Source organism: Agrobacterium leguminum (genome assembly GCF_005144435.2).
Taxonomy (GTDB): Bacteria; Pseudomonadota; Alphaproteobacteria; order Rhizobiales; family Rhizobiaceae; genus Agrobacterium; species Agrobacterium leguminum.
The window spans coordinates 57,943-79,445 of sequence record NZ_CP120213.1 but is presented as its reverse complement, the minus strand read 5'-3'; the positions used below and the strand labels follow the sequence as shown (position 1 = coordinate 79,445).

24 protein-coding genes are annotated in these 21,503 nt (G+C 57.3%); 11 read left to right on the top strand and 13 right to left on the bottom strand.

Annotated features, from left to right (window positions below; translation table 11 throughout):
* Window positions 1–69: 69 nt before the first annotated feature.
* A complete protein-coding gene (locus CFBP4996_RS25945; protein ID WP_080855536.1) occupies window positions 70–1,002 on the bottom strand; it encodes a LysR family transcriptional regulator in 933 nt (310 codons plus the stop codon).
* Window positions 1,003–1,150: 148 nt separating this feature from the next.
* On the opposite strand from CFBP4996_RS25945, the gene CFBP4996_RS25940 reads away from it, so the two are divergent.
* From CFBP4996_RS25940 to traR, 11 genes are all read left to right on the top strand, one after another.
* Window positions 1,151–1,864, top strand: coding sequence for an ABC transporter permease (locus tag CFBP4996_RS25940; RefSeq protein ID WP_080855535.1), 714 nt, complete (start codon window positions 1,151–1,153; stop codon window positions 1,862–1,864).
* Window positions 1,864–2,601, top strand: a complete 738-nt coding sequence (gene occM, locus CFBP4996_RS25935; protein ID WP_080855534.1) for an octopine ABC transporter permease OccM — start codon at window positions 1,864–1,866, stop codon at window positions 2,599–2,601. Before CFBP4996_RS25940 ends, occM begins: the two co-directional genes overlap by 1 nt.
* Window positions 2,594–3,382 (top strand): octopine ABC transporter ATP-binding protein OccP, encoded by a 789-nt coding sequence (gene occP / locus CFBP4996_RS25930; protein WP_080855533.1) that lies wholly within the window; start codon window positions 2,594–2,596, stop codon window positions 3,380–3,382. Before occM ends, occP begins: the two co-directional genes overlap by 8 nt.
* A gap of 55 nt (window positions 3,383–3,437) precedes the next feature.
* Complete coding sequence (occT, locus tag CFBP4996_RS25925) at window positions 3,438–4,268, top strand: octopine ABC transporter substrate-binding protein OccT (RefSeq protein WP_080855532.1); 831 nt, start codon at window positions 3,438–3,440, stop codon at window positions 4,266–4,268.
* A gap of 73 nt (window positions 4,269–4,341) precedes the next feature.
* Window positions 4,342–5,457, top strand: a complete 1,116-nt coding sequence (ooxB, locus tag CFBP4996_RS25920) for an opine oxidase subunit OoxB (RefSeq protein ID WP_080855531.1) — start codon at window positions 4,342–4,344, stop codon at window positions 5,455–5,457.
* Window positions 5,438–5,761 (top strand): (2Fe-2S)-binding protein, encoded by a 324-nt coding sequence (locus CFBP4996_RS25915; RefSeq protein WP_080855530.1) that lies wholly within the window; start codon window positions 5,438–5,440, stop codon window positions 5,759–5,761. Before ooxB ends, CFBP4996_RS25915 begins: the two co-directional genes overlap by 20 nt.
* Entirely contained in the window at window positions 5,758–7,266 is a 1,509-nt protein-coding gene (ooxA, locus tag CFBP4996_RS25910) for an opine oxidase subunit OoxA (RefSeq protein WP_080855529.1), read from the top strand. The genes CFBP4996_RS25915 and ooxA overlap by 4 nt, the downstream gene beginning before the upstream one ends.
* Entirely contained in the window at window positions 7,263–7,607 is a 345-nt protein-coding gene (locus CFBP4996_RS25905) for a RidA family protein (RefSeq protein ID WP_080855528.1), read from the top strand. Before ooxA ends, CFBP4996_RS25905 begins: the two co-directional genes overlap by 4 nt.
* Window positions 7,608–7,659: 52 nt before the next feature.
* On the top strand, window positions 7,660–8,580 hold the full coding sequence (gene rocF, locus CFBP4996_RS25900; protein WP_080855527.1) for an arginase: 921 nt from the start codon (window positions 7,660–7,662) through the stop codon (window positions 8,578–8,580).
* 28 nt (window positions 8,581–8,608) lie between these two features.
* Complete coding sequence (locus CFBP4996_RS25895) at window positions 8,609–9,670, top strand: ornithine cyclodeaminase (protein ID WP_080855526.1); 1,062 nt, start codon at window positions 8,609–8,611, stop codon at window positions 9,668–9,670.
* Window positions 9,671–9,957: 287 nt separating this feature from the next.
* Entirely contained in the window at window positions 9,958–10,662 is a 705-nt protein-coding gene (gene traR, locus CFBP4996_RS25890) for an autoinducer-binding transcriptional regulator TraR (RefSeq protein ID WP_080855525.1), read from the top strand.
* Between the two features lie 26 nt (window positions 10,663–10,688).
* Here traR and CFBP4996_RS25885 read toward each other — a convergent pair whose 3' ends face one another.
* From CFBP4996_RS25885 to CFBP4996_RS25830, 12 genes are all read right to left on the bottom strand, one after another.
* Window positions 10,689–11,420: an HAD family hydrolase gene (locus tag CFBP4996_RS25885; RefSeq protein ID WP_233283456.1), complete on the bottom strand. Its 732-nt coding sequence runs from the start codon at window positions 11,418–11,420 to the stop codon at window positions 10,689–10,691.
* A 209-nt stretch (window positions 11,421–11,629) separates the two neighbouring features.
* Window positions 11,630–12,157 (bottom strand): 2'-5' RNA ligase family protein, encoded by a 528-nt coding sequence (locus CFBP4996_RS25880; RefSeq protein WP_080855524.1) that lies wholly within the window; start codon window positions 12,155–12,157, stop codon window positions 11,630–11,632.
* Window positions 12,158–12,165: 8 nt separating this feature from the next.
* Window positions 12,166–13,155, bottom strand: coding sequence for an aldose 1-epimerase family protein (locus CFBP4996_RS25875; RefSeq protein WP_080855523.1), 990 nt, complete (start codon window positions 13,153–13,155; stop codon window positions 12,166–12,168).
* Between the two features lie 58 nt (window positions 13,156–13,213).
* Window positions 13,214–13,684 (bottom strand): NUDIX hydrolase, encoded by a 471-nt coding sequence (locus tag CFBP4996_RS25870; RefSeq protein WP_080855522.1) that lies wholly within the window; start codon window positions 13,682–13,684, stop codon window positions 13,214–13,216.
* The gene (locus CFBP4996_RS25865) at window positions 13,684–14,490 is read right to left on the bottom strand and encodes an inositol monophosphatase family protein (protein WP_080855521.1); all 807 of its coding nucleotides are present in this window, start codon (window positions 14,488–14,490) and stop codon (window positions 13,684–13,686) included. Before CFBP4996_RS25865 ends, CFBP4996_RS25870 begins: the two co-directional genes overlap by 1 nt.
* Window positions 14,483–15,286: a glycerophosphodiester phosphodiesterase gene (locus tag CFBP4996_RS25860; protein ID WP_080855520.1), complete on the bottom strand. Its 804-nt coding sequence runs from the start codon at window positions 15,284–15,286 to the stop codon at window positions 14,483–14,485. Before CFBP4996_RS25860 ends, CFBP4996_RS25865 begins: the two co-directional genes overlap by 8 nt.
* Window positions 15,287–15,301: 15 nt before the next feature.
* Complete coding sequence (locus CFBP4996_RS25855) at window positions 15,302–16,168, bottom strand: ABC transporter permease (RefSeq protein ID WP_080855519.1); 867 nt, start codon at window positions 16,166–16,168, stop codon at window positions 15,302–15,304.
* Window position 16,169: 1 nt separating this feature from the next.
* Window positions 16,170–17,087: an ABC transporter permease gene (locus tag CFBP4996_RS25850; protein WP_080855518.1), complete on the bottom strand. Its 918-nt coding sequence runs from the start codon at window positions 17,085–17,087 to the stop codon at window positions 16,170–16,172.
* Complete coding sequence (locus CFBP4996_RS25845; protein ID WP_080855517.1) at window positions 17,087–18,103, bottom strand: oligopeptide/dipeptide ABC transporter ATP-binding protein; 1,017 nt, start codon at window positions 18,101–18,103, stop codon at window positions 17,087–17,089. The genes CFBP4996_RS25850 and CFBP4996_RS25845 overlap by 1 nt, the downstream gene beginning before the upstream one ends.
* Entirely contained in the window at window positions 18,100–19,047 is a 948-nt protein-coding gene (locus tag CFBP4996_RS25840) for an ABC transporter ATP-binding protein (protein WP_080855516.1), read from the bottom strand. Before CFBP4996_RS25840 ends, CFBP4996_RS25845 begins: the two co-directional genes overlap by 4 nt.
* 56 nt (window positions 19,048–19,103) lie before the next feature.
* A complete protein-coding gene (locus CFBP4996_RS25835) occupies window positions 19,104–20,669 on the bottom strand; it encodes an ABC transporter substrate-binding protein (RefSeq protein WP_080855515.1) in 1,566 nt (521 codons plus the stop codon).
* A gap of 60 nt (window positions 20,670–20,729) precedes the next feature.
* Window positions 20,730–21,503, bottom strand: a complete 774-nt coding sequence (locus CFBP4996_RS25830; RefSeq protein ID WP_080855514.1) for a DeoR/GlpR family DNA-binding transcription regulator — start codon at window positions 21,501–21,503, stop codon at window positions 20,730–20,732.

Below are 21,503 nucleotides of genomic sequence, written 5' to 3'. Positions count from 1 at the left end.
CGCGGTTTGCGTAGCCACAAGGACAGGGGTCATGAAGCGATTTATCTTTTGTGATGTTTTTGTCGTCGATTAACAATCTAGGCTCGCGCCACCGTCGGCACGACCTCGTTCCATCAATCCGTTGTGGACCATCAGTTCATCATGAAAGCTCCAGAACTCCGAAGAGAACGTGTCAACGACGGCAGATGGCACGCCGTTCGCTGACCGAACTTCCAGGAAGCCGGCATCGATAAAAATCGAGAATGGCCGCAGCACAATCCTGTCTTTGAATTCGATGGCTGCCGCGGGATCGATTATTGCAATCCCCGCGCCCTCGCGCACGAGACTGAGCGCCGTATGCGACAAGCTCACCTCGAGGGAGGGACGACGCGGAATACCGCCAATAGCCACCTCGACCCGCATGGCAAAGAGTGTGCCTGTTTCCTGTTTTATAATCCGCTCGCCAGCCAGATCCTGAGGGGTAATCCGCTCGAGACCGGCCAACCTGTGCCCCATCGGTATAGCGACGATTGCGGCAAGTGAGCGGGTTTCCAAAATAAAACCGGGGCGATCTGAGGGGCCATCGGCGTAGCCTATATCGGCCCGTCCAGACGCGACAGCTTCCATCACCATGCTCGAAGGAAGCCCCGTCAAGGACACCTGCAGGTTTGGCTTCTCGTGCAGGAATTGGGCGAGGAATCGTGGCAAAAGGCCGTTCGCCAAAGCAGGCATGGCCGCGATGCGAATGGTGCCCGCCGCCTGTCTCCCGATATCGGCCGCCAAGTTCCCGATGTGAGCGAGCCCGACAAATGCTCTGTCCACCTCTTTCCAGAGGGTTTTTGCCTCCTGGGTGGGGATGATGTGGTTGCCGCGCCTTTCGAAGAGATGAAGCCCAAGCGCATGCTCGAAGTCCTTGATAAGGCGGCTGACGGCTGGTTGGGTCACCAACATCAGCTCTGCGGCTGCTGTCATCTGCCCCGTCAACATGACCGCTCGAAATGCCTCAACCTGCCTGAGATTCATAACTTACCATAACATCTACTTATTCTCAGCTCGCCATTATGAATTTGACGGAATGCGGGCCGAATGTAAAGCTGACCCTATAAATCACAACTCTTCCGGACCAACCGGGATCAGACGTGCGGCGAAACGGTCGCGCGCAGGGAACGCTATGGATTACTTCCAACTTATGGGCTTCGGCCCTGATGGCTGGGGCTATGATATGCTCAGGGCAACCGGGATGACGGTTGCCGTGGCATTCAGCGGCTTCGCAATAGGCCTTGTCTTCGGCTGTCTTGGCGCCGCCGCAAGCTTTTCAAACTCTAGAGCGCTTCAGGCAACAGCATCTGGATACACGACCGCGCTTCGTGGCATCCCGGACCTGCTCGTTATCTATCTGTTTTACTTCGGGTCGAGCTCTATCATTTCCAGTGTCGCTTCACTATTCGGAAGTAGCGGGTTCGTTGGTGCTCCGACGTTTCTGATAGGCGCCCTCGCCATCGGTGTGGTTTCGGGTGCCTACCAAACGCAGGTCCTGCGTGGGGCGGTACTGGCTCTCAACAAGGGCGAGGTCGAGGCCGGTCGGGCTTACGGTATGGGGTCCTTGCTGTTGTTCCGGCGGATCGTCCTGCCTCAGGCAGCGCGGTACGCCCTGCCGGGCGTCGGCAACGTCTGGCAATTGGTCCTAAAAGAATCCGCCCTGATCTCAGTGATCGGCCTTGTCGAGTTGATGCGACAGGCCCAGGTCGGCTCGGGCTCGACCCGCCAGCCGTTTAGTTTCTACCTCACCGCCGCGGCGCTCTACCTGCTTATAACATTCGTCTCGGGGCAGGTTTTCCGTATGGCAGAGATGCGCTCCATGCGCGGACTGCGGAGGGGCGTGTAATGCCGTTCGATCCCGCATTTCTCTGGCAGACCTTCGTCGCTTTGCTTGCGGGCATTCCGCTTGCGCTGAAACTCGCGGTGTTCTCGGTAGCGCTCGGAACGGTTCTCGCTTTCGGCCTGGCCCTGATGCGCGTGTCTCGCCTCTGGTGGCTCGATCTGCCGGCGCGTTTCTACATATTCGCGTTTCGCGGCACGCCGCTTCTCGTCCAGATCTACATCATCTACTATGGCCTCAGCCAGTTTCCCGATCTTCGGCATAGTTTCATATGGCCAGTCCTGCGCGACGCCTACTGGTGCGCGATGGCGGCGCTCGCATTGAACACCGCTGCCTACACCGCTGAGATCATGCGTGGAGGTTTGCTTTCGGTGCCCGCTGGCCAGATCGAGGCTGCGAAAGCCTGCGGGATGGGCAGGGTAAAGCTGTTTCGCCGGATCGTCATCCCGCAGGCGATACGACAGATGCTGCCCGGCTACAGCAATGAAGTGATCCTGATGGTCAAGTCGACGTCTCTCGCGTCCACCATCACCATCATGGAAATCACCGGAATTGCCGCAAAGCTGATCTCGGAAAGCTATCGCACCGTCGAGGTTTTTGCCTGCGCCGGCGCAATCTACCTCATCCTTAACTTCATCGTCGCGCGTCTCTTCACGTTGCTCGAATGGGTTTTGTGGCCCGAGCGACGCAAAGGCAGACGCACGTCCGGTCCCATCGAACGAAAAGGCGAACTCCATGCTTAACCCCGCTCGCCCAGCTGTTCAGCTGACAGAGATCAGGAAAAACTTCGGTAACCTGGAGGTTCTCCATGGCGTATCGCTAACGGCCAACGAGGGCGAGGTGATCTCGATCCTCGGCTCGTCCGGGTCTGGCAAGTCGACGCTTCTGCGATGCGTCAACATGCTCGAAGTCCCGAATGCCGGAAGCGTTGCGATCATGGGTGAAGAAATTGCCCTGGAGCATCGTGTCGGCCGGCCCGCTCGTCCGAAGGATATCAAGCAGGTCAACCGACTGCGCGAGCGGGCCGCCATGGTCTTCCAGAGCTTCAATCTCTGGTCCCATCTGACGATACTCCAGAACGTCATGGAAGCGCCCTTACACGTTCAGGGCCGTGACCGGAAATCATGCCGCGATGAAGCCGAGGCGTTGCTTGAGCGCGTTGGTATTGGCTCCAAGCGCGATGCCTATCCATCCGAGCTTTCCGGCGGCCAACAGCAACGTGCGGCAATTGCCCGTGCCCTGGCGATGCGACCGGATGTCATGCTGTTTGACGAGCCGACGTCGGCTCTCGATCCGGAACTGGTCGGCGAAGTTCTCAAGGTCATGCGTGATCTGGCGGCCGAAGGTCGAACCATGCTGATCGTCACGCACGAAATGGATTTTGCCCGCGATGTTTCATCGCGAACGGTCTTCTTACACCAAGGTGTCATCGCTGAAGAAGGCCCTTCCTCCGAAATGTTCGCCCATCCCCGTACGGATCGCTTTCGGCAATTCCTGCGGCGCGACGGCGGTGCATCCCACTGACGATCCAGTCGTCACGGCTCGCGTCTCCAGGAAACAAATGAACAGAGGTGAACCTATGAAACTCAAAACAATTCTGTGCGTAGCGCTTCTTCTTCTAGGGGGCCAAGCGGCAGCTCAGGAGAAGTCGATCACAATCGCAACCGAGGGCGGATATGCGCCTTGGAACTTCTCCGGACCGGGCGGCAAGCTCGACGGCTTCGAGATCGATCTCGCGAATGCCCTGTGCGAGAAGATGAAGGCCAAATGCCAGATCGTCGCGCAGAACTGGGATGGCATCATCCCGTCTCTGACCGGCAAAAAATACGATGCGATCATGGCCGCCATGAGCGTTACACCAAAACGCCAGGAAGTGATCGGCTTCTCGATCCCCTATGCCGCTGGCATTAATGGTTTTGCCGTCATGGGTGACAGCAAGCTGGCAGATATGCCAGGCACCGGCGAGACCTATTCGCTCGACACCCAGGCAGACGCCGCCAAAAAGGCTATTACCGACATTTCAAGCTTCCTGAACGGCACCTCTGTCGGTGTTCAGGGATCGACTACGGCATCGACGTTCCTGGACAAGTATTTCAAGGGCTCCGTCGATATCAAGGAATACAAGTCCGTCGAAGAGCACAACCTCGACCTGACCAGCGGTCGCCTGGATGCTGTTCTGGCAAACGCAACCGTGCTCGCCGCGGCAATCGAAAAGCCGGAGATGAAGGGCGCGAAGATCGTCGGGCCGCTTTTCTCCGGTGGCGAGTTCGGCGTGGTCGCTGTTGGCCTTCGCAAGGAAGACACAGCCCTCAAGGCTGATTTTGACGCAGCCATCAAGGCAGCGAGCGAAGACGGCACCATCAAGACGCTCTCGTTGAAGTGGTTCAAGGTGGACGTCACCCCCCATTGATCGATCGCTTCCAGGGGATACGGCGTTCGCGCCGTATCCCGGACCTGCAAATACGAAACAAGCCCGAGATGCGATGTACGAAGTTGATATGACCATTATCGGGGGCGGCCTGGTTGGCGCGTCCATTGCCTGGGGTCTGGCACGCTCAGGAACGAAGGCACTCGTCCTTGACGGCGCGGATCTGGATCTGCGTGCTTCGCGCGCCAATTTCGCGCTGGTCTGGGTGCAGGGTAAGGGACTGCATGCGCCCCATTACGCTCTTTGGTCGGACGCCTCCGCGAAGAGATGGCCGACGATGGCAAAAGCCCTGTTCGACGACAGCGGCATCGACGTGGGTCTTCAACAGGACGGGGCATATACCTTCGCACTCTCCGATGAGGAACTCGAAGCCAATCGCGCGGATATGGATAGCATTGCGCTCGAAACAAATGGTCGAGCTCCGCAATTTGAAGTTTTGAATCGCCAGCAGACGCTAGACCGCGTGCCGGGTGTCGGCGCTGAGGTCGTAGGCTCGATTTATTGTGCCGCGGACGGGCACGTGAACGCACTTCGCCTCTTCCACGCGCTTCACGCCGCGATGGAAAAGAAGGGGGCCACTTATCGTCCAAACCATCATGTTCAAACAATAGAACCGACGACTGAAGGCTTCATTCTCAAGGGTGATGGCTTTTCCATGCTTTCGCGCCGTGTCGTTCTCGCCGCCGGCCTCGAAAACGAAAGGCTTGCCCCAATGGTCGGGCTGTCTTGCCCACTCAAGCGAAGCAAGGGTCAGATTCTCGTCACGGAGAAGAGCCAGACCGCCTTACCGTGCCTCTCTGCCGGGATGCGGCAGGCGGACGAAGGCGGGATCATGATCGGCGACAGCGAAGAGACCGACAGCGCGAAAATCTCGTCGTCATCCGATATCAGCGCCGTGCTGGCCAGCCGCGCCTTACGGATTTTCCCTGCCCTCTCTGATTTGAACGTCCTGCGCAGCTGGACGGGCTTCAGGGTCAAAACGGCCGACGGAGTACCAATCTACGATCATTCCGAGCGCTATTCCGGCGCTTTTCTTGTCGCTTGCCATTCTGGCGTAACCCTGGCTGCCAATCACGCGCTGATCGTCGCGCCGCAGATCGCTGCGGGTAAGCTTGAAGACGATCTCTCAGCCTTTTCCGCCCGGAGGTTCCATGCTCAACAGGCTGCATAGGATAGAGCAACCCGTCCAGTTCACGTTCAATGGCGTGGTCATCCAGGCTGAGCGCGGAGATATGCTCGCCACCGCTTTGCTGGCCGCAGGGATCGACCATGTTCGACAATCCGTCGTCAGCAAAAGCCCGCGCGCGCCTTATTGCCTGATGGGCGTTTGCTTCGAGTGTCTCGTCACAGTGGATGGCGTGCAGAACCGTCAAGCTTGTCTGACCGAGGTCGAAAACGGGATGACGGTTTTGAGCCAGATGGGCGCGCCAACATTTCCCGAGCTCGCGACAAGCGAAAAGGGGATAGTCCCATGAGCCTTCGTGAAGTTTCAACAGCATCGGACCTTCTGAATTTTTACGACCTTCTCGTCATCGGCGCGGGGCCTGCAGGTATGGCGGCCGCTGTCGAAGCGTCTGCGGCTGGCGCCCACGTTGCAGTACTGGACGAGAACCCCCGTCCGGGCGGACAGATCTACCGCGAGATCACACGAAACAATCCCGACAGAAGAACCTATCTCGGCCCTGATTATTGGAAGGGAAAGCCACTTACAGAAGCGTTCGGTCTCAGCAACGTCGATTACGCGGCGCGCGCCACGGTCTGGAGCCTGGAGAGCCCCGACGAGACGGTAGGTCAGGCTCGCAATCTCGTCGGCGTGACCGTGGCTGGCTCGGCCCAAATGATTGAAGCTTCGGCTATCATTCTCGCCACCGGCGCCCAGGAGCGACCCATGCCAGTGCGCGGCTGGACCTTGCCAGGCGTGATGACCGCGGGCGCAGCCCAGATTGCGCTCAAGGCAGCCGGAGCGGTACCGGCCGGACCTGTAGTTCTTGCAGGCTGCGGGCCGCTTCTCTATCTGCTGGCAAGTCAGCTTGTTGATGCAGGCGTATCCGATCTCACCGTCCTTGATACCGCACAATCTCCATTTCGGGCGAGCGTGCTCCGACACATGCCTGAATTCATGCTTTCACCTTACGTGCTGAAAGGCATAGGCCTGCTGATGAAGGTAAAACGGCATGCACGCGTGGTTTCCGGTGTCAGATCCATCGCGATTACTGGCATTGAGCATGGTGAAGGCGTAAGCTTCACCACCAACGGTGACGAACAGGTCATCCCGGCCGGCACGGTGCTCCTGCACCAGGGGGTGATTCCGTCGACAAGCCTGACCAACGCGGCAGGCTGTGAGTTGAAATGGAATGACGAACAGCGTGCGTTCGAGCCTGTCGCAGATCATGAGGGTCGGACCACCAGGCCCGGCATCTATATCGCCGGCGACGGAGCCGGGATCGCAGGTGCTCAAGCCGCCGAGGTCAGCGGACGTATCGCAGCACTGGCCGCACTTTCTGACCTTAGGCTGGGCAGCACGACGGTAGCAGCTGCGCGGATCAAATCCCTGCACAAGCAAGCCCGCCGCTTCCTTCGCGGAAGAGCGTTTCTGGATGCTCTCTACACGCCGGGCTCGGACTTCCTCGCCCCGGTCTACCCCGACACGATTGTCTGCCGCTGCGAGGAAATCACGGTGCGCAAGCTGCGGGAGGCTATCGCGCTTGGACCGCCCGGTCCCAACCAGCTGAAAACCTTCATTCGCTGCGGAATGGGCCAATGCCAGGGCCGTCTTTGTGCAGCGACCGTCACAGAAATCATGGCGGAAGAAAGAAAGGTCAGCCCCGGCGACGTGGGAACCTATCGCCTTCGTTCGCCAGTCAAGCCCGTTCGGCTTGCTGAACTTGCACATCTCCCGCACACGCCCCGCGCGCTGAAAGCGGTAACCGGCAGGGATCCTGTCGATCACGACACCAACGAAGCTGGACATTTCTCATGACAGAACGACTTATCCGGATGCCGACATTGCATCGCGTCGTCAAGCACAACGGCATCGCCTATCTCGGCGGGATCGTCGCGGACGATGAAAGCCTCGACATGGAAGGGCAAACTCGACAGGTCCTGACCAAGCTCGATGCATATCTCAAAGAGGCAGGCTCAGAACGCGCAAACCTGCTCTCCGTGACGATCTTTATCGCCGCCATGAACGTGAAGCCGCAAATGGATGCGGTTTGGAAGGAATGGTTCGCGCCAGAGGAATTGCCCGCCCGCGCGACCATCGGCGTCGCTGACCTCGGTGACACGACACTGATCGAGCTTATTGCCACGGCCCATTACTGAAACCTGCAGCCTTTTGAAAGACTGCGGAACGCGGTCCTTATTGGAGACCTCCATGGAATGCACCTTGATCGGAGCACCGTTGCAAGTTGGGGCAGGACATCTCGGTTGCGAGATGGGTCCGAGCGCGCTCAGGATCGCGGGTCTTGCCGCCGCACTTGAGGAATTGGGGCACAGGGTTCGCGACATAGGCAATCAGGGTCCGAAGTTAGTTTCGGCGATCGCGCATCCTAACACTTCTGTCCATCACCTTGGCGAAACGGTGGCATGGATCAAGATGCTTTCGACGGCAGCTTATGAGCACAGCAATAACAGTATGCCGATCTTTCTTGGCGGCGATCACACGATCTCGGCAGGAACGGTTCCGGGAATAGCACGGCGCGCCTCGGAGAACGGTCGCCCGCTCTTTGTTCTCTGGCTAGATGCCCACACCGATTTCCATACGCTGGAAACCACCGTCAGCGGAAACCTGCATGGCACTCCTGTGGCCTACTATACCGGCCGGCGTGGATTCGAGGGCTTCTATCCAGCGCTGAAGCACGCCGTCCCGCCCGAAAACTTATGCATGATCGGCATCAGGAGCGTTGACCCCGCGGAGCGGGATGCGCTGCGGTCTTCATCGATAACCGTCCACGACATGCGTGCCATCGATGAACACGGGGTCGTCAGTGTGACCCAGATGTTCCTCGAGCGCATCCGCGCCGCGAACGGGATGTTGCATGTCAGTTTCGACGTCGACTTTCTCGATCCGGAAATCGCACCTGCCGTTGGAACGACTGTCCCCGGCGGCGCGACGTTTCGCGAAGCGCACCTGATCATGGAAATGCTTCACGACAGCGGTCTCGTCACCAGCCTGGATCTCGTCGAGTTGAACCCTTTTCTCGATGAGCGCGGGAAGACTGCAAGGCTCATCGTCGATCTCGTTGCAAGTCTCATGGGCAAGCGCGTCATGGATAGACCAACCCGCGCTGCCTGAAATCTACCGTCGAATGACCGGAGGAATAATGACCGTCGATCGCAAGCTAAACGTGGTTCCGTTCGTAAGCGTGGATCATATGATGAAACTGGTGCTCAAGGTGGGTATCGATACCTTTCTCGCGGAACTGGCGGCGACGATCGAGGAGGACTTTCACCGTTGGCCCGTTTTTGACAAGACACCCAGGGTTGGCTCCCACTCCAACGACGGCGTCATCGAGCTGATGCCAACCAGCGATGGCACACTCTACGGCTTTAAATACGTCAACGGCCATCCGAAAAACACGCGCGATGGCCGCCAAACGGTCACAGCCTTCGGCGTCCTTGCAGATGCCGGGAACGGCTATCCGTTGCTTTTCTCGGAGATGACAATTCTGACCGCACTCCGCACTGCGGCGACATCCGCCCTTGCCGCGAAATATCTGGCGCGGCCGAATTCACGAACGATGGCCATCATCGGTAACGGCGCCCAGAGTGAATTCCAGGCTCGCGCCTTCAGAGCACTCCTTGGAATCCAGGAACTGCGTCTTCACGACATTGATCCAGCGGCGACGCGAAAATGCACACGGAACCTTACCGGACTTGGCTTCCACATCGTTGAATGCAAATCGGTCGCCGACGCCGTTGAGGGCGCTGACATCATCACCACTGTCACCGCCGACAAACAGTACGCCACAATCGTGTCTGACAATCATGTTGGACCGGGTATTCACATCAATGCGGTAGGCGGCGATTGCCCTGGCAAGACGGAGATCAGCAAAGAGGTTCTGCTGCGCTCGGACATCTTCGTGGAGTATCCACCGCAGACCTGGATCGAAGGCGACATTCAGCAGCTTCCCGCGTCGCATCCCGTTACGGAGCTTTGGCGGGTTATGGCCGGCAATGCGGTCGGCCGAAGGGATGATAAACAGATCACCTTGTTCGATAGCGTCGGCTTCGCAATCGAGGACTTCTCGGCCCTGCGCTATGTCCGGGGCAAGATTGCCGAATTTGAGATGTTCACCGAACTGGACTTGCTGGCAGACCCGGACGAGCCACGTGACCTTTATGGCATGCTCCTACGATGTGAACATGCCCTTAAGGTAGCCTGAGGTGGATACACCGATCATCCAAGATTGGAGGCAATGAACTTCAGCGCCAAGCGATATTCAGCAGTCATGCAGCGAAGAGGACGAGGGAAAAACTCTCCGCTCATGGACGGCGACGACATCCCCAAAGGGGTGTCGTCGCCCGTCAAACAGCAGAACCCCAGGCGGGGTTTGGACAGGGATCTTTTAGGGAAACTGCGAAATGCCGTCAGCGACATCAGTTCCGTCCGGTCACTGTCGATCGAAATCCGACGACAAGGATACTGACAACGATTAGACGGAGATGAAGAATGCAGCACTGGCTGGACAAGCTGACGGATCTTGCCGCGATCGAAGGCGATGAATGCATCCTGAAGACCGGGCTGGCGGACATCGCCGACCATTTTGGCTTCACCGGTTATGCCTATCTCCATATGCAGCACAGGCACATCACCGCCGTGACCAACTATCATCACGAGTGGCAATCCACCTATTTCGACAAGAAGTTCGACGCCCTCGATCCGGTCGTCAGACGCGCACGATCCAGGAAGCACATCTTCACCTGGTCGGGCGAGCAGGAGCGGCCGACGCTGTCGAAACACGAGCGTTCTTTCTATGCCCACGCGGCCAATTTCGGCATCCGCTCCGGCATCACCATCCCCATCAGAACTGCCAACGGCTCGATGTCGATGTTCACCCTGGCATCGGAGAAGCCGGCGATCGATCTCGATCGGGAGATCGATGCGGTTGCAGCGGCGGCAACCATCGGGCAGATCCATGCCCGCATTTCATTCCTTCGCACCACGCCTACCGCGGAAGATGCCGCATGGCTCGATCCGAAAGAGGCTACATATCTGAGATGGATTGCCGTCGGCAAGACGATGGAGGAGATCGCTGACGTCGAGGGGGTCAAGTACAACAGCGTCCGCGTCAAGCTTCGCGAGGCCATGAAGCGCTTCGACGTCCGCAGCAAGGCTCATCTCACCGCACTCGCAATCCGGCGAAAACTCATTTGAGGGAAATGGATACGGTCGATCGAGGCTCAAAAGGACAGCAACTCACTGAATTTGCGAAAAATCTTATCGGGCTGGACCGAACAGCCCGTCGGCAGACCAGTTCCGTCAAGATCGTGCCAGATGCCGCGGATGCCCAACCTCTGAGGAGCTGCAACTTCCCATTCCAAATTGTCACCAATCATCCAAGTGTCTTGAGGCGCCGATCCAAGCGCTTCCATCGCATGAAAGTACGCTCGCTCCTCCGGTTTACCAAACCCGAGTTCGCCTTCAATTTGCACGTGGTCGAAGTAGCGTGCTAGGCCGAACCGTTCGAGCTTTCGTCGCTGAATATCGGCTGCCCCGTTTGTGACCAAACCCAAACGTATCCCCATTTGCCGAAATGTAGACATAGTCGTCAGCGCCTCGTCTACGATTTGGATGCTTGCGCTTCTCGCGTTTGTAAATAGGTCGCTGAATAAAGCTCCCACTTCCTGCGATCCGACAACACCACTTCTAGCAAGCGTCTCTGTGATGACGGTTTCACGCGCTTGGCTGATCCCTCGGTACGATCCGAGGCGGGCTGCCTTTGCTTGCTCTGATGAGGACCAGAATTCCCGCAGGGCCGTCTCGACACGATCGGCAACAGCGGCCGACTCGTGCGGCCAAAGGAGATGTTCTAGCTGTGAAGCGACATCGTGCAGGATAGCCCTCCGATTACCTTCTATCAAAATAGTATCATCAAGGTCAAAGAGAACCGCGTGAGGTATCTTCAATGTCACAATAGCCAACCTAGATTCATTCTCATTCCAAATACTCAAAATTTAGGTGGAGCGCAGTGATCATAGCTCTCGCCCAGTTCAAGGGGATCGCAGATTTCCTTCAAGAAGCATCACTTCAAACGAGCAAACATCTATTCGCGGGGCTCAGCTAATTCATCAGTGTCTGCTCGAAGCGAACAAATACACTGCACCACAAGAGGCAAATCTAATCAGGTCTCAACCTGCTGTAACGGCATTCTGCTCAAGATGCGGACGGGTGGCCAAGAAACAACGTCAATGGCGTCAAAACTTAAGCTCAAGGGCTCAAACGGCAGGCTTACGAACTCCATTACCTTGTCGCGGTGCGCAACATCGACGGACGAGGCGGTCGTGAGATGCGGCGTCCAACACGATGGGAGATAGTGCGGATCGCAGAGTTGGGGATCAACATGCTCGTGCAGCTCTGCGTGCAAGTCGAGCAGTTGCTGACTTGGGCGCGGCGATAGCCACAACACAATCGGATTGACGTCGAAATAACCGATGTGATCGAACGTCAGCGAGAAGGCCCTTGTCTGTTGCAGGCTCCTTGCTGCTTCAAGCAAACTGTTGGGCGTCGCCTCACCGAAGCGCGCCAGGGTGAGATGAGGCGCGTAACCCAAAGCTTCGATCGACGAAGTGCGTTCAAAAGCAGAGGCTCGTTTCACCTGTTCCCAGAATGCCTGCACTCTGGATGAAGCGCTGATCGTTATCGCGTACATCTTTGTTTCTAAGTCCCTCCGTCGTCGACTTTTGCAGTCAAGCTGAGTTGTAGAGTGTACTTACAACCTTCCCCCGGCTGCAGGAGTGGACGATCTTCTGCGATGTCGGTACGAGGCTCGACGCCAAGGGCGTATAGACCTGATTGATACGCTCGCCAGATCGCCAGCTTGTTCAGGTGCGTACGACTGAACGACAACCCCATCGATATGTCGAGCGCAGGGTTCGAGAATATGATGGGATCGGACTCGGGAATGTCGCGACTATCTACAGAATCCACGCGCTCACCGTATTTGTCATTTGGCAGAGGTAGATCAACCAGCATTTTCGCCGCAAGAAGTTCGGGTAGACCTGTGAACTCTAGGTTCTCATCAAGAAACGGATACCCGAAATTCAGATGGTAGATCATCGCGTGATGCGACGGGACAAAGCCACGGTTCGTAACTGCATCCTCGATCGCTATTTCAGAGTCAAATATCCCAAGTCTTACGCGCCGCCGCAATTCGACAGTCTCGCCAAAAACACTTGCCTGCCTGACGATGCCTTCACAGAATATTTCGCCGCTGCCTTGATCGACACCATATCCCACCAATCGCGCTTTCTCGGTTGAGATCCTCCCATGCTGCGGCATTTTCCTCGTTTTAAGATGGGGATGCTCGTAGTGGGAAATGTCCACCTCGCGTGGTCGGCTGACGTGGTCAAGACCGCAGGTCACCATGAAGCCATCGAAGTTGCGGAGGAAACCCCACCCCTCCTCGGAGCCAGGATCAGATGGAGGGAACCGCATCTGTGTCGGTGAATTCCACCCGATGTTCAGGCCCTTGAAGGCAAGGCTGGAAATATCGAAACCTCTGTCGACCGCAATTTCGAATGATATCCCCTTTGCGTTGCGGGCAATGAGAAGCCTTTGACCGCGCGCGGGCCCATCCTCCAGTGTCATCAGTCGGATGTCTGCCACTCCTCGCAGATCTGGGGTCTTCTTCAACAGATTGATATCCATAACATCCTCGATCAGCCAAAGTAATGAGATTGTCCGAAGTCCTGCAAACCCGGCAACGCTATTCGTGGCCCTTCTGGCTCCCGAGATTGAAGATAAGCTGCTGGAGCTCTGGCTCATTCACCGCCAGAGCGGCATCCGCAGGTGAGCACCATTTTTTTAAGCGTTGGCCCTGCTCCGGGAACTCGTCTTCAACGCCCGAAACCGTCAGCAGGTGAACCTGAACGAGACAGGAAAGACGCTCATCGCGAGAAATCTTCTTGTCGTAGCTGTAGTGACCAAAAGGCTTCTTGCTCACGCGCCCTCTGATGCCGGCCTCCTCCCACGCCTCCTGTTTGGCAACCTGATGTGGCTTCTTCTTTTCCATAGGCCAACCCTTGGGGATCACCCAACGGCCGGTTTCTCGGCTTGTGATGAGAAGAACCTCAACGTCGCCATCCGCGAGTTCGGCAGACCGCACACATAGAGCCGCGAACTGCTCGGCCCTCGCGCCAATCGAACTACGACCAGATCTGGTTGCGCCGCGCCCCATCAAGCAGCAACCGCCACTTTCTCAAGCAACGGCCGCACTCTTTCAAGAAAAGCGTCACTCCCGCAGGCAAAGCGAAGCTTCTGAGGTAACTCGGTCCGATCCCAGTCGATCGTATGGGAGACACCAAGATTGCTCAGGATCGGTAAAGCCGCCATCACATCCCAGGTCGAATCTCCAAGCGACACATAGCCATCGGTTTCGCCCATAGCCACTTCGATGAGCGAGAGGGTTGCCGAACCGCAGCACCGGAAACTGATTTGAAGGTCATCAGAGATGAAACGAACGACTTCTAGCCGGTCCTCGGTCGCGACAGACGGATGAAGACCAACTCCCATAGAAGCCCGGGAAAGATCGAGAGGTGGTATCGGTTGCAAGGGCCTGTCATTCAATTGTGTCGCGACGTCCTTGCCCCCAGTCAACATCAGATCTCGCACGGGAGCGTAGATCACGCCGAAGACCGGTCGACGGTGTTCATAGAGCCCGATAGAAATTGCCCAGTTCTGGCCGCCGCGAACGAAATTGAACGTCCCGTCTATCGGATCGATGACCCACGTCCGACCCGACGTTCCATCGATCTCACCACCTTCCTCGCCATAAACACCATCATCCGGAAATGATCGCTTGAGACTGTCGATCAGAAACTCTTCGACCTGCCGGTCGGCTTCCGTCACGAGATCAAGGTGACCCTTTTTCTCGACGGGCAGATCGGCAAGCTTCCGGAAGTACTCGAGCGCCAGGTCGCCTGCTTTTCTCGCGATATCTGCAACGATTGCTTCATCCGTGGGCTTCGCATGCATATCAGCCATTGGCTTCGTCCTTGAGTCGCACGACCTGCGACACATCGTTGCTAATGAGCTGATCGAGTTGACCGTCGCGTATCCAGCCAACGACGTCGGCTTCGATATCTACCCCGTACGCCTTGAGACTCTTCAATTTGCTTGGAGGCGGAACGTGGAGGAAAGTCGCGATGCCACCGTCATGAAGCTGAATCGCTTCTCCGCTCGGAAAATGGTGGATCTCAAGGTTGATGGCATCAACTTTGGCTTCGCGTGCAATTGCGGCGGGATCGATGAGGCGCGAGTGTGACAAGCCTACGGTGGGAACCTCCGGAATAGCTTTTTTCAGCGCCCGGAGCTGAACGAAGTCGAAGGATGAAAACTGAAGGAGGTCGGCACAACCGAGCTCATCGACAAGCGCCCTGAGCCTGGGAAAAAAGATCTCATCATGACCGTAGGTCTTGAGCTCGAGTTGATAGATGATTTCATGCTGGCGCGCGAACTGAAGAGCATCTCGCAGATGTGGCACTCGCTCGCCGGCGAACTTTTCGCCGAACCAACGACCGGCACTCAAGTCGGCGATCTCAGAATAGGTCATGTTACGGATGAGCCCATGGCCATCCGTCGTGCGATCCACGGTTTCATCGTGGATCAGCACAAGCTCGCCGTCGCTGGTGATGCGTAGATCAGTTTCGCAGGTCACGCCTGGTCCGGCGAATTCCCGTGCCGCACGGAAGGCGGCGTAAGTATTTTCCGGCGCACCCTCGCTATGGCCGCGGTGGCCGGCGACGCGCATGGTATTTGGCGTCATTCTCAGCGGGTTCATTCTATTTCCTTTCGTTTAACGGAGTCGCGCGTCGAAGCGGTCGCGCAGATAGTCGCCGAGCAAGCTGATCGACAGTGTCGTCAACACGATTACGGCGCCCGGGAAAGCTGCCAGCCACCAAGCGATCGCAAGATAATTACGACCATCGGCCACCATCAAACCGAGGCTGGTAGCAGGCGGTTGAATACCAAGGCCAAGGAAGCTCAGACCGCTTTCAAGCAGGATGATTTCCGGGAAATTGACCGTGAACTGTACGATGAGCGGCCCTGCGATGTTCGGCAGCATGTGGCGCAGGTAGATACGCATCGGGGGCACGCCAACGATTCGTGCCGCCTCCGCATACCCCTCCTCTTTCGCGCTTAGCACCAGCCCCCGGGTCAATCGCGCATAGCGCTCCCAGTTCGCGAACCCGACCAGAAAAACAAACAGTAGCGGGCTCGACCCGAAGATTGCGAGAATACCCAAGGCGACGATGATGAATGGAACTGATGCCATGGCGTCGGAAAAACCCATGATCGCATTATCGATCCACCCGCCGAAATGGGCTGCGATCAGCCCCAGGCACGTGCCGATCAGAGCGCAGATAAGCGATCCGACGACAGCGATCATCAGGGTCGTCTGGGTTGCGACCAGGAGATTGCTGACAACGTCTCGGCCAAGATAGTCGGTACCGAGCACATGGGCTGCCGACACAAACGGCTTGGCGAACCGGGCCAGCGGGTCTTGATGAAGGTAATCATAGGGTGCTGTCCACCGCGCCGAAATGCCGATGATTACGACGATGGCGATCCATGCGCAGCACATTCCGATGCTGACCGGCATACGATGAAAGGGAGCCCACACGGCGCTCTTGAACGAGCGCGAAGCTGTCGCTGTCGTCATGTCAGTGCTTCCTGATTTTGGGGTTGAGAACCGCGTAGAGGACATCAACCGTCAGATTGATCGTCACCATGAAGGCCGTGAAGAGAAGAATCATCGCCTGGACAACCGATAGGTCCCCGCTGCTGGTTGCCGCGACGAAACCGCTGCCAAGCCCCGGCCACGCGAATACCGGCTCGATGAGAACAGCGCCCCCAAGCAGTCCCCCTGCGGTGAAGCCGAGAGTGGTTACCATAGGTATCGCCGCGTTCGGCAAAGCATGTCGCAGTATGATTTCCCAGTTTGGAATGCCGTCAGCGCGGGCCGCGGAGATGTAAGGCTGGCCAAGAACATCGATCAGGGTCGAACGCATGAATCGTGCAATGGCGGCTGCATTGAACAATGCGAAGGTGGCGACCGGCAGGATCATGTGGTTCCATGACGAACTTCCCGAGCTCGGCAGCACCCGCAGCCAGACGGCGAATACAAAGACGAAGACGAGACCCAGCAGAAAGTTGGGAATGCTGTAGCCAAGCACAGCTCCTGCCATGACACCCTTGTCAACGGCAGACTCCCGCCGAACCGCGGCGATAATGCCGGCTGGAATTCCGATCAGGATGCTTAAAATGAAGGCCGAGATCGTCAGAAGCAGCGTCTTTGGAATTCGCTCGCTGACGACATCGAACACGTCCCGGCCATCGGCGTAAGACGTGCCGAAATCACCTCTCAACGCGTTACCGACGTAAATAAGGTACTGCTCGACAATTGATCGATCGAGGCCCCATTTGGCTCGAAACGCCACGAGCGCTTCGGGGCTGGCAGTGTCAGGCAACATTTGTTGCGCGGCATCTCCGCTCAGGCGAAGAACGACAAAAACAAGCGTTACGGTGAAAACAAGCACGATGACGGCCCGGACCAGGCGGGCAACGATGAAAGCTCCCATCAGGCGAACTCCTTCTGCTGCAAGTCTGCCGGCAACGAAGCGATCGACCGAGGGAACTCCTCAGCCCTGTGGCATGCCACCTCCTGCCCCCCCACAGATCGAAGTGCCGGCGTCTCAACCGAGCATCTCTCTATGGCGAACGGACAGCGCGACCGGAAAGCACACCCATGCCCGGCTTTCGTAACGTCGAGTTCGCCTTTGATCGGCGGTTCGACATTGCGGACAGTCGGGTCCATAGTGGGAACAGATGCAAGGAGTGCACGCGTATACGGATGGCGCGGCCAATGGTAGACCGATCTGATATCTCCAGTCTCGACGACACGCCCGAGATACATGACCGCGATACGGTCAACGAGATGGCGCACAATGCGAAGATCATGGGTGATGAAGACGTAGGCCAGGTCTGACTGCTGCCAGAGTTCACGCAGCAACGCGACTACCTGTGCCTGAACGGATACGTCGAGGGCGGAAACAGCTTCATCGAAAACGACCAGCTTCGGATCGAGGATCAGAGCCCGAGCGATAACGACACGCTGCCTTTGTCCGCCTGACATCTGGTGCGGATAACGGTCCATCATCACACCCGACAGGCCGACCCGCTCAAGCATGGCGGCGGCTCGCTCATAGGCAACCGCACGGTTCGCCACATGATGGACAATGAGACCCTCGGCAATCTGCTCGCCGATCGTCATCTGCGGATTCAGGGCAGACAAGGGATTTTGCTGGACAAGCGAGGTGCGTATGCGGAAGTTCTTCCAGTCCTGAGCAGTCCGTTCCTTGTGGTTCACGCCTTCGAACCAGATGTCACCGCTGGTCGGTGGTGTCAGGCCGAGGAGAAGTCTTCCAAGTGTCGATTTGCCACTTCCGGATTCCCCAACAATGCCGAGCCTCTCGCGGGGCGCCAGTCCCAGGTTGATCTCCCTGGAAGCAAACAGGCTGGTGGACTTCGTGAAAAAGCCGGTTTTCTGCCCGAAGGCCTTCGACAGGTCACGTGTCTTCAGGAGGGGGGCGCTCATGCAGCCACCGGATGATAACAGGCCGCCTCATGGGCGAGGCCGACATTCGCAGGCGCAGGAAAGCGCGCCGAACATTCTGCCGTCGCACGTAAACAGCGCGGGTGGAAATAACAGCCTTGGGGAAGGTTATCGAGGAGCGGTACTGATCCAGGGATCGGGACAGGCGGTTCGAGATCCTCCTCTGCGATGCTCGGCATGCATTCGATCAGCGCGCGAGCATATGGATGGGCCGGCCTTTCCAGCAATTCCGCGACTGGTGCCGTCTCGACAATCTTTCCGCAATACATCACCGCCGCCCTGTCGGCGAGACGCGCTATAACACCAAGGTCGTGGGATACGATAATCAGCGCCATGCCGGTCTCGGCTTTCAGTTCTTCGAGCAGATGAAGGATCTGTGCCTGCATCGTCACATCGAGCGCGGTCGTCGGCTCGTCGGCTATCAAAAGCTGGGGTTTGGCTGCCAGAGCATGGGCGATCATGACACGCTGGTTCATGCCGCCGGAGAACTGATGCGGATAGGATCGCAGCCGGCTTTGGGCGCGATCGATACCGACCCGCTCAAGAAGGCGCATCGCTTCCAAACGCGCATCGTTGCCTTTCAGGCCCTGGTGGCGATAAAGAGCTGATTCCAGGTAATAGCCGATCGTATGAACCGGGTTCAGGCTGCTTGTCGGATCCTGAAAGATCATCGCGATCGTCGGCTTGCCGGATTTGTCAGGCACCGTCCGGTTCGCTCCGAACTCGATTGATCCGCCGGTTTTCGCAATTCCCCGAGGCAGCATGTTGCCAACAGCGTAGCAAGTCATGCTCTTTCCACAGCCCGACTCACCAACGAGCCCAAGTGTCTGGCCAGCTTCCAAAGAGAAACTGACACCGTCGATAATCTTGATATTGCGCGCCGGGACCTCAACAACGAGGTCACGAACATTCAACAAAGCAGTCATTCCATCCTCCCTGAGCGGTGCGCACGGATGCGCACCGCCATCTCGTTGGATTGTTGTTATTTGAAGTTAAGGTTGCCGCGGAATTCCATGGTTTCGAATGAAACGGGGCTCCACTGGACGTCTTTGCGTGCCGCGTAGACATCGTAAGGCTGATACATCAGGACAGCAGGAGCTTCTTCCTCAAAGATATCACGAAGGCGGTTGAAGGCTGCGGAACGCTCCTCGCCATCCTTCAGTTGGGCCACCTTTTCACAGAGTTCGTTGAACTCTGCGGGTGCCTTCCAACCCCAGCGCTTCTGGATACCCCGGCCAGGGCCAAATTCCGATACCATCGTTGTGAGGCCGTCCGTCAGCCACTGGCCGTTCGACCAGTTGCGGATCAGAATGTCCGAGTCCTTGGGTGTCGTCCCCGGTGCGAAGATCTTCGGCACGACGTTGATGCCGGCGGCTTTCCACATCTCGATCATCATCATCAGAGCAGGGACGGCGTTGGCGTAGTAGTTACCCATCGTATGATAGGTGAGCGGGGTGCCGTCGTAGCCGCTTTCCTTGACGAGACGCTTGGCCTCTTCGAGGTTAAACTCCATCGGCTTTCGCTTCGGATCATAGCTCGCACCGTAGTGTGGGAAATTGAAGCCGTTCGGTATGGAAGCCTTGTTCTTCCACAAGGCCTCGACCATCAGCGGGCGATTGACAGCAAGCGCCAGAGCACGACGCAATGCCTTGTTCTGGAAGATTGGCTGGTTCATGTTGAACGTAAACATGTGGACGTTCTCGATCAACGTGCCACGCGTTTCGAGGTCAGAGTAGCCGTCAACCAACGCCATATCGTCCGGCGTCAACGTGGTGATGATGTCATACTCACCACTGATCAGACCGGCCACGCGCGTTGCCGGCTCAGCTACGACCTGGTAAGTGATCGTCGAGGCCGTAGGCTTGTCGCCCCAGTAACCATCATTCGCTTCCAACGTCACATGATCGTTCGCGACGAGCTCCTTGAACTTATATGGGCCTGTACCGATCGGCTTGTTACCGAAGGCAACCGCACCGAGGCTCTTGTAATATTCCTTCGGAACAATAGGTCCGAGCCAGGAACCGAGATATTTCTCGATGAGGTAGGACGGCGTTTTGGTGCGCAGGACAACGGTGTACTTGTCCTCGACGACGGGCTCATCCCAGTTGGGCGAAAAGTTTCGTCCATTGGGAACCGTCTTGATCGCTTCGTCGCCCCACAGCCGCTCCGAGGAGAAGGTGAACGCGACATCTTCCGCCGTCATCTCGGCGCCGTTGTGGAATTTGACGCCTTGCCGAAGCTTGAATCGAATAGACTTGTCGTCAATACGTTCGAAGCTTTCTGCAAGCGCCGGCACAAGCTTGATACTGTTGCCTTTGGCGCCATCCGCAAAATAGTCGCGCCGGATCAAGGTATCAAAAATCTGGTTGATGATACGCGGACCGGTGTTGCTGATGCCGTTGATCGGCTCCAACGACGGCGGCAATCCATTGACACCGATGCGCAATGCCCGCCGCTCAGCGGCGAAGGCAAAATTTGCACCTGCGGTTGACGCGAGGGCTATCGCTCCTGCGCCGATCATCAGGCTTCTGCGGCTAGTTTTAAGCATATGGATGTCCTCTCCCTGCTCTTTCTAAAGAGTGTGATGCTTTTGCGCGGACTTCGAACCTCAGTTCGCGATGACGAACTTCTTCCGCAGCTTTTCCGGTACTGTCTCGATGATGCTTCGGGCGCCGGCATCGGTGACGATGACTCCAACGTCCTCTATCCTGGCGGTCACCGAGAGGCTCGATTTCGTGAACTTTGAATGATCCGCAACAACGATGACGCGGCTTGCGACCTCGATCATCGCCTTCTGGATGCTCGCGTTCAATGGCGACGCCGTGCAGATCAATCCCCGATCCAGATCGATCGAGCTAGCATTGAGGATTAGCTTGTCGACATTGAACTGTCGGATGAACTGCTCGGCGAGCGGACCTCTGAAGGAGCGGTTGGTTTCGGTATATTCCCCACCCACTGAATAGATGTTTTGCGTTTCGCCTCGGATCAGTTCGGCAATAATGTCTGCGCCGTTCGAGATCAGCGTCAGGCCAGCACGCCCTGAAATTTGCTTTGCGACTTCCAAGGCAGTGGTGCCGGCATCAAGCAAAACAGCGTCGCCGTCCTTTATCATCGCCGCCGCCGCCGCAGCGATCACCGCTTTCTCGGCCTGGTGCGAAACGGCTCGAGCCGCGTTAGGCTTATCTTGAGCAACCTGGGAGACGCTGACTGCTCCGCCGTGTGTCCGGCGCAGAAGACCGGCCTCATGAAGTTCACTCAGATCCCTCCGGACGGTCGCCACTGATATCTGAAAGTGGTTGGTTAGCTTGCCGATGGACAGAAACTGCTCACCTCGCAACAGCTCGACGATTTTAGCTTGGCGGTCCTGCGTCGAGTTGAACAC